The 12,952-nt window shown below is 61.0% G+C and carries 10 protein-coding genes; 2 read left to right on the forward strand and 8 right to left on the reverse strand.

Annotated features, from left to right (window positions below; all coding sequences use genetic code 11):
- Positions 1 to 7: 7 nt before the first annotated feature.
- The 8 genes from CCX46_RS13645 to CCX46_RS13680 all read right to left on the reverse strand — a co-directional run bounded on the left by CCX46_RS13645 (position 8) and on the right by CCX46_RS13680 (position 10,569).
- Positions 8 to 985, reverse strand: coding sequence for a 2-hydroxyacid dehydrogenase (locus tag CCX46_RS13645; RefSeq protein WP_127927220.1), 978 nt, complete (start codon positions 983 to 985; stop codon positions 8 to 10).
- A 13-nt stretch (positions 986 to 998) separates the two neighbouring features.
- On the reverse strand, positions 999 to 2,297 hold the full coding sequence (locus tag CCX46_RS13650) for an MFS transporter (protein ID WP_127927221.1): 1,299 nt from the start codon (positions 2,295 to 2,297) through the stop codon (positions 999 to 1,001).
- Positions 2,298 to 2,378: 81 nt separating this feature from the next.
- On the reverse strand, positions 2,379 to 3,377 hold the full coding sequence (locus tag CCX46_RS13655) for a sugar kinase (RefSeq protein ID WP_127927223.1): 999 nt from the start codon (positions 3,375 to 3,377) through the stop codon (positions 2,379 to 2,381).
- On the reverse strand, positions 3,370 to 4,152 hold the full coding sequence (locus CCX46_RS13660; protein WP_127927225.1) for a sugar phosphate isomerase/epimerase family protein: 783 nt from the start codon (positions 4,150 to 4,152) through the stop codon (positions 3,370 to 3,372). The genes CCX46_RS13655 and CCX46_RS13660 overlap by 8 nt, the downstream gene beginning before the upstream one ends.
- Positions 4,153 to 4,303: 151 nt before the next feature.
- Positions 4,304 to 5,332: a LacI family DNA-binding transcriptional regulator gene (locus CCX46_RS13665; RefSeq protein ID WP_127927227.1), complete on the reverse strand. Its 1,029-nt coding sequence runs from the start codon at positions 5,330 to 5,332 to the stop codon at positions 4,304 to 4,306.
- Between the two features lie 141 nt (positions 5,333 to 5,473).
- A complete protein-coding gene (locus CCX46_RS13670; protein ID WP_095113319.1) occupies positions 5,474 to 6,115 on the reverse strand; it encodes a DUF1345 domain-containing protein in 642 nt (213 codons plus the stop codon).
- A 182-nt stretch (positions 6,116 to 6,297) separates the two neighbouring features.
- Positions 6,298 to 9,396 carry an efflux RND transporter permease subunit gene (locus CCX46_RS13675; protein ID WP_127927229.1) on the reverse strand — a complete coding sequence of 1,033 codons (3,099 nt, stop codon included), beginning with the start codon at positions 9,394 to 9,396 and terminating at the stop codon, positions 6,298 to 6,300.
- Between the two features lie 15 nt (positions 9,397 to 9,411).
- Positions 9,412 to 10,569 carry an efflux RND transporter periplasmic adaptor subunit gene (locus CCX46_RS13680; protein ID WP_038368527.1) on the reverse strand — a complete coding sequence of 386 codons (1,158 nt, stop codon included), beginning with the start codon at positions 10,567 to 10,569 and terminating at the stop codon, positions 9,412 to 9,414.
- Between the two features lie 266 nt (positions 10,570 to 10,835).
- On the opposite strand from CCX46_RS13680, the gene CCX46_RS13685 reads away from it, so the two are divergent.
- The gene (locus tag CCX46_RS13685) at positions 10,836 to 11,537 is read left to right on the forward strand and encodes a response regulator transcription factor (protein ID WP_007912171.1); all 702 of its coding nucleotides are present in this window, start codon (positions 10,836 to 10,838) and stop codon (positions 11,535 to 11,537) included.
- 4 nt (positions 11,538 to 11,541) lie between these two features.
- Complete coding sequence (locus CCX46_RS13690) at positions 11,542 to 12,843, forward strand: ATP-binding protein (RefSeq protein WP_127927231.1); 1,302 nt, start codon at positions 11,542 to 11,544, stop codon at positions 12,841 to 12,843.
- Positions 12,844 to 12,952: the final 109 nt, after the last annotated feature.

Consider the following 12,952-nt stretch of genomic DNA (forward strand, 5'->3'; position numbering starts at 1 on the left):
GATTAATTCAGCCCTGCCATGCCGATGGATTCACCAGATTCGCCGGTTTCTCCCCAGCCAGCGCCGCCAACAGATTCTCCACCGCACACCGCGCCATCGCCTCGCGCGTCTCATGCGTCGCCGAACCCATGTGCGGCGTCGCCACCACATTATTCAGCTGCAACAACGGCGAATCATGATTCAGCGGTTCACGCTCAAACACATCCAGCCCCGCCGCACGAATCCGCTGATGACGCAGCGCATCAATCATCGCTGCTTCATCGACCACCTTGCCCCGCGAGATGTTGATGAAGATGCTTTCCGGACGCATCAGCGCAAATTGCTCGGCGCCAATCAAACCCTCGGTTTGCGCCGTCAATGGCAAGGTCAGGCAAATGAAATCAGCCTGCTGGAGCAGATCTTCAAGGCTGCGATATTGCGCATCGAATCGCGCCTCGACCGCCGGTTTGCGCGACTGGCTGTGATAGAGCACCGGCATTCCAAACCCGAAATGCCCACGCTGCGCCAGCGCTTCGCCGATGCGGCCCATGCCGATGATGCCCAGCGTCTTGCCATGCACATCGGTGCCGAAATGCGCCGGGCCGATGTTGCGACTCCATTGGCCGCTGCGCACCATGTTCGCCAGTTCGACCACACGCCGCGCGGCGGCGAGGATCAGGGCGAAACCGGTGTCGGCGGTGGTTTCGGTGAGTACGTCCGGGGTGTTGCTCAAGAGGATCTTGCGTGGGCTCAGGTAATCGATGTCGTAGTTGTCGACACCTACCGAAACGCTAGCGATAGCTTCGAGTTGCGGCGCCAGATCAAGCAACGCGGCATCCAGCTTCAGGCTGGCGCCGAGTAAACCGTGGGCGCGGGGCAGGGCATCGCGCAGTTGCATCAGACCGTCGGCGTCGAGGCTGTTGATCAGCGTCACCTCGCATTGTTCTTGCAAACGCGCCATCAGCGCAGGCGAAAGTTTCTTGTACAACACGACCTGTTTTTTCATGGCAGAAGTCTCTTCAGGAATGCGCTGGCACGGCACGCGTGGCAACGGCTTTGGCGACGACGCGATCACTGGCGCCGGGCTTGAGAAAAATCGTCAGCACCACGGACAGCAGCAGCGCGCCACTCATCAACAGATACGAAGCGCCGGGCGAACCGGTGGAGCTGTTCAGATAACCGACCAGATACGAGCCGCCGAACGAACCGAGCGCGCCCATGCTGTTGATCAGCGCCATCGCACCACCGGCAACGTTGGCCGGGAGAATCTCCGGGACGATGGCAAAGAACGGCCCGTAAGGCGCGTACATGCAGGCGCCGGCAATCACCAGCAGCGTGTACGACCACCAGAAATGCTCAGCACCGAGTGCATAGGAACCGTAAAACGCGATGGACGCGATCAGCAGCGGCGGCCAGACAAAGCGTTTGCGCTTCTGCAACTTGTCCGAACCCCACGACACCACGAGCATGCCGATCACCGCCGCCAGATACGGCAGCGCCGACAGCCAGCCGGCCTCGATCATGTCCATTTGCGCGCCGGCCTTTAGAATCGACGGCAGCCACAGCACAAAGCCATAAACGCCGATGCTCCAGCAGAAAAACTGCAGCGCCAGAATGATCACCTTCGGCGAACGGAACGCCTCGGCGTAGTTTTTCACCGCTTTGATGCCGACCTGTTCGGCGGCGAGTGCGCTTTCCAGATCCTGTTTTTCCTGGTCGCTGAGCCACTTGGCTTGAGACGGACGATCATCGGCCAGACGCCACCAGATAAATGCCCACAGCACGGCTGGCAGGCCTTCGATGATGAACATCCAGCGCCAACTGAAATGCTGCACCAGATAGCCCGAAACCACCGACATCCACAGCATCGTCACCGGATTGCCGAGGATCAGAAAGGTGTTGGCCCGCGAGCGTTCGGCACGGGTGAACCAATGGCACAGATACACCAGCATCGCCGGCATCACCGCCGCTTCAACCACACCGAGCATGAAACGAATGACGATCAGCCAATAGGCGTTGGAGACCACGCCGGTCAACGTGGCGAGACCGCCCCAGAGAATCAGGCTGACGAAAATCAGCTTCTTCACGCTGTGTTTTTGCGCGTAGATCGCACCGGGTACCTGGAAGAAAAAGTAACCGAGGAAGAACAGTGCACCGAGCAGCGATGACAGGCCCGGGGTGATCATCAGGTCTTCGGCCATGCCCGACGCGGCGGCGAAGCCATAGTTGGCGCGATCGAGATACGCCAGGCTGTAGGTGATGAACACGATCGGCATGATGTACCACCAGCGGCGGGTGGCGAGGGTTGCGGTTTTCATGGGTCTTGCTCCTGAGCTTGTTGTTTTTGTCGCAGCAGGTTCAAACAACTTCTCGTTCCCACGCTCTGCGTGGGAACGCCTCTAAGGACGCTCCGCGTCCTCTGTGACGCGGAGCGTCACGGTATGCATTCCCACGCTGGAGCGTGGGAACGATCGATCAAGTTCTGCCCGGGTCGGCAACCCCTCCATATCCCCGCGACTCTGCACCGCCCGACTGCCAATCCAGTTCGCCCGCTGCACTGCCTCGGCAAAACTCTGATGCTCGAGCAGGGCGCTGATCATCCCCACCGCAAAACCGTCACCGGCACCGACCGTGTCGACCACATTGGCCACCGGCACGCCGGCAACAAAACCCTGATCCAGTTGCGTGCGGTAGTAGGCGCCTTGCGGGCCAAGCTTGATCGCCACCGCTTCGGCACCTTGATCAAGATAAAACGCAGCAATGTCCGCAGGGTCTTCGAAACCAGTCAGCAAACGACCTTCACTCAACCCCGGCAACACCCAATGGGCGAGAGCGGCGAGGCGGTTGATCTCGGTGATCATTTCGCGCTCGCTGGCCCACAGGCTCGGGCGCAGATTGGGATCGAACGACACGCTGCGCCCGGCATTGCGCATGCGCGTCATCAGTTCGAAAGACATCTCCCGCGCCGAAGCCGAGAGCGCCGGTGGAATGCCAGTGGCGTGCAGATGCCGAGCACTCAGCAAACTGGCCGTGATCGACTGCGGCGACAGATGACTGGCCGCCGAACCGCGTCGGAAATACTCGACCTGCGGGTCGCTGCCATCGTCGTTGCGCGATTTGAACTGGAAACCGGTCGGGTGCTGTTTATCCACGTCAACGTGGCTGCAATCCAGACCTTCCTTGATCAAGGTCTCGACCACAAAGCGCCCGAGCGAATCATTGCCGACCCGGCTCAGCCACGCGACGTTGAAACCCAGACGCGACAGCCCGATCGCCACGTTGCTGTCAGCCCCGGCGATGCGTTTATGGAAGAGCTCGACCGCCGCTAGATCACCGGTCTGCTCGGCGACCAGCATCGCCATGGTTTCGCCGAACGAGAGAATATCGATCTCAGACATGAGCAGGCTCCAGACGCGATTGGCCGAGGCGGGCGAGGGCGGCGACGTGCTCGGTGGTCAACTGCACCAGATCATCGCCCTGCAAAGGGTATTCGGCCGCGCGCATAACGCCTTGGGCCATGTGCCGCAGCAGTTGTTCCCACAGGTGCAGGTCACTGACGGCCGGCGGCACCGCGACCAGTTTGCCGTCGGCGCGACGGGCCACCGCTTTGCAATGTACATAGCCGACATGCCGGCCGAGTAAACGCGCGGCGCTGGCAGCAGACTGGTCCTGCCACTGCCAGTTGCCGATGTCGAAGGTCATCTTGATCGGCAGGTTGTGCTGCTCGACGGCGGCGAAGAAGCGCTGAAATGGCTCGATGCGCCCGCCCTGTAAAGTCTGGTCGTTTTCCACCAGCAACTGCACCGGGCTGTGTTTCAAACGTTCGGCCAAAGCTTGCAGATCATTGTTGTCGGTGAAGTAGCCGAGGGAGACTTTCAGCCATTTTGAACCGAACGCTTCGGCCTGTTTCAGCGCGGTGATCAACTCGGGGTTCGGCTGCGCCTGACCGGCCAGCCACAGTTCGGTGGGCGAGGAATAGATGCTTTGCAGGCCCTGCGCCTGAGTGGCCTGAGCCAGTTGCGCTGGGTCTTCACGGGTCAGCAATTCCTCGCGCCATTCGATGCGGTTCGCTCCGGCGGCAGCCAGAACATCGATAAAAGAATCCTGCCCACGCTGGCGCACAAGCTCGGCACCGTAGCTGGACAGACTGATGGAAACGGCGGGTTTATTCATTGTTATTGACCTCTGAAACCGGTTTCATTTTTGTTCAAAAAAATATCAGACCGTGATGTATTGTTTTTGCGGGCCCCTTCGCGAGCAGGCTCGCTCCCACATTTGGAACGCGGTCACCTGTGGGAGCGAGCCTGCTCGCGAAGGCGTCAGATCAAACACCACCAACCTCAAGGGTCGATCCACGCTCAACCAGCACCGGCGCAAAATCCACCACCCGCGCCACCTCCTCATCCCCACGCAAGCGCTTGAGCAGACACGCAAACGCCCGCGCGCCTATCTCTGCCGTCGGCTGAGCGAGCGCGGTAATCCCGCTGCCCACCAACGGATACCAATCCAGATCATCCAGGGCAATCAGCCCGACATCCTCGAACAACCGCGAGCCCATCGCCCGCAATGCCGTCGTGGCTGCCAACGCCGCCACGCCATTGGCGCAAAACAGCGCTTTCGGACCGTTGCCGGGAGTGTTTAAAAAGGTGCGAAGTTGGCTTTGCAGATCATCGCCGGTTTCCAGTACAGCCCCAGCCAAATCCGAACGCTGGGCAATCTGCGCCTGAAAACTGCTGACCCGCTCGATCCGCGAACTGGTGCCGTCATACGGTTCAGTCACCAGCACCAGATCCCGATAGCCACGTTGCTGCAGATGCGTAAGCGCCATCTCGACAGCCTGCGGGTTGTTCAACCCAACCATGTCGCTGTCGAGCCCGTCGACCTTGCGGTCCACCAGCACCAGCGGCATCTCGCGGCGCAGTTCATGCAGTTCGTCACGGTGATGGCCAAGGGTGTTCACGATCAGCCCTTCGATGTTGTACGAGCGCAACAGCGCCAGATGCTGGCGTTCCTGCTCGTCATCGCGATCGGTGTTGCACACCACCAGGCTGTAGCCGTGCGCACGGCAGGCGGTTTCCACCCCGTGCATCACGGCAATCGAATAAGGGTTACGGATATCGGCCACCAGCATGCCGATCAGGCGCGTTCGCCCGCGCTTAAGGCCGCGAGCCATTTGGTTGGGGCGGTAGCCGAGTTCGCTGATGGCATGTTCGATGCGCAAGGCAATGGCATCGGAGAGCAGGGCGCGGTCATCGCCGATGAAACGCGAGACGCTGGCTTTGGACACGCCGGCGCGTTCGGCGACGTCGAGCATGGTCACGCGGCTGCGCTGGGCGGCGGAGAAGTCGTTCACGGTCTGAAACCTTGTTATTGGATTTATAGGTTCAATGTCTGCAAGCAGCGCTGAAACCGGTTTCAGGAAACACCAAAAACAAATCTTCCGTCAAGTGAATGATCGCCTGTCAGCGACTGGCAGCCGACGGGCGGGGCTCCGTCAGCCGAACAAACCGGCAGCGATGTTGATCGAAAAGCCCAGAATCGCGGTGTTGAACACGAAGCCGATCAACGATTGCGCCAAGACGATTTTGCGGATGTCGCGGGTGGCCACGCCGACATCGGCAGTCTGCACGGCCACGCCGATGGTGAACGAGAAGTACAGGAAGTCCCAATAATTGGGAGTGGTCAGCCCTTCGGCGAAGCGCAGCGCCGGTTCCTTGCCATCCCAGGTGTAATACAACCTCGCGTAGTGCACGCAGAAAATCACCCCGATCAGCAGCCACGAACCGATCACCGTCAGCGCGGTAAAACCGTAGTGCAGGAGCTTGCGCGTGGTTTCCAGATCCTTGCTACCGGCCAGTTCGAAAGTGATGGTCGCCAGACTCGCCAGCGCGGCGATGCAGACCACGAACAGCACCAGCCCGGCATTTTCGTCTTCGACTTCAGCGATGCGTTTGACGTCCGGAGCCTTGGCGCGCACGGTCAGCCAGAACATCAGGATCAGGTAGGTCCAGACACCGGCGTTCCAGCCGATGAGGATTTTACTGACGATGGAATCGGCGGGGACGAGGAGTCCGGTGGCGAGGCCGAGGAGGGCGGCGGCAGACAGGCGAGGGTGGGTGCGGGCGAGGAAGCGCATGGGGACTCGATGGGCCAAGGTGGTTCAGACACCTTAGCCCAGCGATGGCAGGTGTGACCACAGCGCTGGATGTTTGCAGAATCCCTGTGGGAGCGAGCCTGCTCGCGAAGGCGTCCGGTCAGTCAACATCGACGTTAAATGTACCGACGCTTTCGCGAGCAGGCTCGCTCCCACAATTAAGATCAGTGGGGTTTGCTGAATCGTTGTACGAGCTTCATCACGACGACGAAGAAGACGGGCACAAAGATCACCGCCAGCGTCGCGGTGATCATGCCGCCAATCACGCCAGTGCCGATCGCTTGCTGGCTCGCCGAGCTTGCGCCAGTGGCAATCGCGAGTGGCACAACACCGAGAATGAACGCCAGCGACGTCATCACAATCGGCCGCAGACGCAAACGTGCTGCCTGCAACGTCGCATCGATCAGATCGTGACCTTCGTCATACAGGCTTTTGGCGAACTCGATGATCAGGATCGCGTTCTTCGCCGACAGACCGATGATGGTGATCAGGCCGACCTTGAAGAACACGTCGTTGGGCATCCCGCGCAACGTCACCGCCAGTACCGCACCGAGTACGCCCAGCGGCACCACCAGCAACACCGAAGTCGGAATCGACCAACTCTCGTACAGCGCCGCCAGACACAGGAACACCACCAGCAACGACAGCCCAAGCAGGATCGGCGCCTGGTTGCCAGACAAGCGTTCCTGCAACGACAGCCCTGTCCATTCCTGACCCAGACCTTTCGGCCCCTGCGCTACCAGACGTTCGATTTCCGCCATGGCTTCACCGGTACTGTGCCCCGGTGACGGTTCGCCGGAAATCGCGATCGCCGGGTAACCGTTGTAACGGGTCAACTGCGCCGGGCCCTGAATCCAGTTGGCCTGCACAAACGCTGACAGCGGCACCATGTGCCCGGCGTTGTTGCGCACGTGCATTTTCAGCAGATCGGCGACCTGGCTGCGCTGATCACCTTCGGCTTGCACGACAACGCGCTGCATGCGCCCTTGATTGGGGAAATCGTTGATGTAGCTGGAGCCGACGGCAGTGGACAGCACATTGCCGATATCAGCAAACGACACGCCCAAGGCATTCGCCTGTTTACGGTCAACGATCAGTTGCACTTGCGGCGCTTCGGCCAGCGCGCTTTCGCGCACGTTCATCAGCACCGGGCTTTTCTCGGCTGCCGCGAGCAGTTCGCTGCGTGCCTGCATCAGTGTTGCGTGGCCAAGGCCGCCGCGATCCTGCAAGCGGAACTCGAAACCGCTGGACGTACCGAGGCCATCCACGGGCGGTGGCAGTACCGAGAACGCCACGGCGTCCTTGATCTCGCTCAGCGCAATGTTGGCGCGATCGGCAATCGAGCTGGCGGAATCATCACTGCCACGCTGCGACCAGTCCTTCAGCGTCGAAAATGCCAACGCTGCGTTCTGGCCGCTGCCGGAGAAGCTGAAACCGAGAATCACCACACTGTCGCTGATCCCTGGCTCGCCGGCGTTATGCGCCTCCAGCTGTTCAGCCACGGCCACCGTCCGATTCTTGGTGGCGCCGGGCGGCAGTTGAATGTCGGTGATGGTGTAACCCTGATCTTCCACCGGCAGGAACGAGGAGGGCAGGCGCGCAAAGCACAGGCCCAGCCCGACCAGCAACACGACGTAAATCAGCAGGTAGCGGCCGCTGCGTTTCAGCGCATAGCCGACCCAGCCTTGATAACGATCGGTCAGGTGCTCGAAGCGACGGTTGAACCAGCCGAAGAACCCGGACTTCTCGTGATGCTCACCTTTGGCAATCGGCTTGAGCAATGTTGCGCACAATGCCGGCGTCAAGGTCAGCGCGAGGAATGCCGAGAACAGAATCGACGTGGCCATCGACAGCGAGAACTGCTGGTAAATCACCCCGACCGAGCCTTGCATGAACGCCATCGGAATAAACACGGCCACCAGCACCAGGGTGATGCCGATGATCGCGCCGGTAATCTGCGTCATGGCTTTGCGCGTGGCTTCCTTGGGCGACAAGCCCTCGGTGGCCATGATCCGCTCGACGTTTTCCACCACGACAATCGCGTCGTCGACCAGAATGCCGATGGCCAGCACCATGCCGAACATGGTCAGCACGTTGATCGAAAAACCCAGCGCGAGCATGGTCGCGAATGTGCCCATCAAGGCCACCGGCACCACCAGCGTCGGTATCAGCGTGTAGCGCACGTTCTGCAGGAACAGGAACATCACCGCGAACACCAGCAACATCGCTTCGCCCAAGGTGTAAACCACTTTGGTGATGGAGACTTTGACGAATGGCGAGGTGTCGTACGGGATCTTGTATTCCACGCCCGCCGGGAAGTAGCGCGCCAGCTCATCCATCTTCGCTCGCACCAGCGTCGCGGTGTTCAGCGCGTTGGCCCCCGGCGACAGCTGCACGCCGACGGCGGTGGACGGCTTGCCGTTGAGGCGCGTGCCGAACTGGTATTCCTGACTGCCGATTTCGACCCGCGCGACGTCACCGATGCGCACGGTCGAGCCGTCGCGATTGGCTTTCAGCACGATGTCGGCGAACTCTTGCGGCGTCGACAACTGACCCTTTACCAGAATGGTCGCAGTGATTTCCTGGCTCGACGGATTGGGCAGGTCGCCGATGCTGCCGGCGGAGACCTGAGCGTTCTGCGCGACGATGGCTTCATTGACGTCAGCCGGTGTCAGGTTGAACGCGATCAGCTTCTGCGGATCGATCCAGATGCGCATGGCCCGTTCGGCGCCATACAACTGCGCCTTGCCGACACCGTCCAGACGCTTGATCTCGTTCATCACGTTGCGCGCCAGATAATCACTGAGCGCCACGTCATCGAGCTTGCCGTCACTGGACGTCAGGGTGATCAGCAACAGGAAACCGGACGAAACTTTTTCGACCTGCAAACCTTGCTGATTCACTGCCTGCGGCAGGCGCGACTCGACCACCTTGAGGCGGTTCTGCACGTCGACCTGCGCCAGTTCCGGGTTGGTGCCCGGCTGGAACGTGGCTTTGATCGTCGCGCTGCCGAGGCTGCTTTGCGATTCGAAGTACAGCAGGTGATCGGCGCCGTTAAGCTCTTCCTCGATCAGGCTGACCACGCTTTCATCGACGGTCTGCGCCGAGGCGCCCGGGTACACAGCGTAGATTTCGATCTGCGGCGGGGCGACGTCGGGGTATTGCGCCACCGGCAACTGCGGGATGGCCAGCGCACCGGCCAACAGGATGAACAACGCGACGACCCAGGCAAACACCGGGCGGTCGATAAAGAACTGCGGCATAGAAAAGCGTCCTGCTTACTGACCAGAGGTCTGGGCAAGTGGAAGAGGGGTGTCGTCGATCTGCACGGTTTCGCCGGGACGGGCATGTTGCAGGCCTTCGATGACGATGCGGTCGCCGGGCTTGAGGCCGCCGGTGACGATCCAGCGATTGTTCTGCACCGCGCCCAGTTGCACTGGTTGCTCGGCGACGCGCATTTGCTCGTCGACGGTCAGCACCTGAGCAATGCCGGCGCTGTCGCGCTGCACGGCGCGTTGCGGCACGGTGATGCCGTTCTGGATCGTTGCCTGCTCCAGACGCACGCGAATGAAACTGCCCGGCAGCAAGTCGAGATCCGGGTTGGGGAATTCGCTGCGCAGAATGATCTGGCCAGTGCCCGGGTCGACGGTGATGTCGCTGAAGAGCAATTTGCCCGGCAGCGGATACAGGCTGCCGTCATCCTGAATCAGCGTGGCCTTGACCTGATCCTGGCCGACTTCCTGCAACTGCCCGGAGCGGAACGCGCGGCGCAATTCATTGAGTTCACGGGTCGACTGAGTGAGGTCGGCGTGAATCGGATTTAGCTGTTGAATCAGTGCCAGCGGCGTGGTTTCGTTTTGCCCGACCAGTGCGCCTTCGGTGACCAGTGCACGACCGACACGGCCGGAAATCGGCGCGGTGACGGTGGCATAACCCAGATTCAGTTTCGCCCGTTCGACGGCCGCCTTGTTGGCTGCAACGTCAGCGGCGGTCTGCCGGGCATTGGCGCGTGCGTTGTCATAGTCCTGACCGCTGATGGCTTTGTCGTCGATCAACTGGGCGTAACGCTGCTCTTGCAGTTTGGCCTGGAAGGCATTGGCTTCGGCCTTGCGCAGCGCGGCTTCGGCGCTGTCGAGGTCAGCCTTGAACGGTGCCGGGTCGATGCGGAACAGCACGTCGCCTTTTTTCACGTCGCTGCCTTCGCGGAAGGTGCGCTGCAAGACCACGCCGGCCACCCGTGCGCGCACTTCGGCGATGCGTGGCGCGGCGATGCGGCCGCTGAGTTCGCTGCTGATCGTCAGGGGGTGCGCTTCGATCGTCTCGATACGCACCGTGGCCGGTGGCGTCTGATCCTCTGCCTTCGAGGACGAATCACAGGCGCTCAGCGTCAGCGCCATCGCGATCAGGCCGAGCCCGGCCAGCAGTTTGTTCGACATGTACAACCCCCAATATTGATGTCCGCATCCTACGGGCAGACGCCGAGATTAGCGGTGAAGCTTTGTAGGCGCTGTGTGAAATTGTGTAAGGGTTTTGCTCAGGGATGGGCGAGGGCGTATATCCTTCAGGTCTTGAAATTTATTGCGACAGATAGATAGCTTTCGCGAGCAGGCTCGCTCCCACAGGGGATCGCATTCCAAGTGTGGGAGCGAGCCTGCTCGCGAATGGGCCTTATCGGTCGCCACAGCACTTTCTGGATCACCCCATGCCCAACATCCTCCTGGTCGAAGACGACACCGCCCTCGCCGAATTGATTTCCAGCTACCTGGAGCGCAACGGTTATTCCGTCAGCGTGATCGGCCGTGGCGACCACGTGCGCGAGCGGGCACGGGTCAATCCGCCGGATCTGGTGATCCTCGACCTGATGCTGCCCGGCCTCGATGGCCTGCAAGTCTGCCGCTTGTTGCGCGCCGATTCAGCGACGCTGCCGATCCTGATGCTCACCGCCCGCGACGACAGCCACGATCAGGTGCTGGGCCTGGAAATGGGCGCTGACGATTACGTGACCAAACCGTGCGAGCCACGGGTCTTGCTGGCGCGAGTGCGTACCTTGTTGCGCCGCAGCAGCCTCGGCGAACCGCTGACCGCCAATGACCGCATCCTCATGGGCAATCTGTGCATTGACCTGTCGGAGCGCACCGTGACCTGGCGCGATCAACCGGTCGAGCTGTCCAGCGGCGAGTACAACCTGCTCGTGGTCCTGGCCCGCCATGCCGGCGAAGTGTTGAGCCGCGACCAGATCCTGCAACGCCTGCGCGGTATCGAATTCAACGGCACAGACCGTTCGGTGGACGTGGCGATTTCCAAGCTGCGCCGCAAGTTCGACGACCACGCCGGCGAAGCGCGCAAGATCAAGACCGTGTGGGGCAAAGGCTATCTGTTCAGCCGTTCCGAGTGGGAATGCTGAACTGATGTTTCGCATCCTGTTTCGCCTGTATCTGGTGACGATCGTCTCCTACAGCGCGGCGATTTATCTGGTGCCGGATCTGGTGGTCATGGCGTTTCGCGAGCGTTTCGTCACCTACAACCTCGACTATTCGCGCGGCCTGCAATCGCTGATCACCCGCCAGTTTCACGCCGTGCCGCACGAGCAATGGCCAGCACTGGCGGCGTCGATGGACAAGGATTTCCAGCCGCTGCACATCGTTCTGGCACGGATCGACGATGCCGAGTTCACCGCCATCGAGCAGCAACGCCTGCGCCGTGGGGAAAACGTCGTGCGCATTGGCGATTGGGGCTGGCGCACGCTGGCGGTGACGCCGCTGGATGACACCACCGCCGTGCAAATGGTCGTGCCGCCGGACCCGATGGACGTCAATCTGTTGTACTGGAGCATCAACGTGCTGATCGGCGCGACGTTGCTGGCCTGCCTGTTGATGTGGCTACGCCCGCACTGGCGTGATCTGGAACGCCTCAAAGGCACCGCCGAACGCTTCGGTAAAGGCCATTTGAGCGAACGCACGAAAATCGCCCAGAGCTCCAACATCGGCAGCCTCGCCAATGTCTTCGACACCATGGCCGGCGACATCGAAAACCTGCTCAATCAGCAACGCGATCTGCTCAACGCCGTGTCCCATGAACTGCGCACGCCGTTGACGCGTCTGGACTTTGGCCTGGCGCTGGCGCTGTCCGATGACTTGCCGACCGCCAGCCGCGAGCGTTTGCTGGGGCTGGTCGCACACATTCGCGAGCTGGATGAACTGGTACTGGAGCTGCTTTCCTACAGCCGTTTGCAGAATCCGGCGCAATTGCCGGAGCAGGTCGAGGTGTCGCTGGACGAGTTCATCGACAGTATTCTGGGCAGCGTCGATGAAGAACTGGAATCGCCGGAAATCGTCATCGACGTGTTGTTGCACGGTCAGCTCGAACGCTTCTCCCTCGATCCACGCCTGACCGCGCGAGCGATCCAGAACCTGCTGCGCAACGCCATGCGCTATTGCGAAAAGCGTATCCAGATTGGCGTGCAGGTCAATGCCGAGGGTTGTGAGATCTGGGTCGATGATGACGGCATCGGTATTCCCGATGATGAGCGGGAGCGAATTTTCGAGCCGTTCTATCGACTGGATCGCAGCCGCGATCGCGCCACCGGCGGGTTTGGCCTGGGCCTGGCGATCAGCCGCCGTGCATTGGAGGCGCAGGGCGGCACGTTGACGGTTGAGTCTTCGCCGTTGGGCGGGGCACGCTTCCGGTTGTGGTTGCCCAATAACGCCTGAGCCACATGACGCTGAAAATATCCCTGTGGAAGCGAGCCTGCTCGCGAAAGCGTCGAGTCAGTCAACGCATACTTGGCTGACATACCGCCTTCGCGAGCAGGCTCGCTCC

This window comes from Pseudomonas sp. RU47, assembly GCF_004011755.1.
GTDB lineage: Bacteria > Pseudomonadota > Gammaproteobacteria > Pseudomonadales > Pseudomonadaceae > Aquipseudomonas.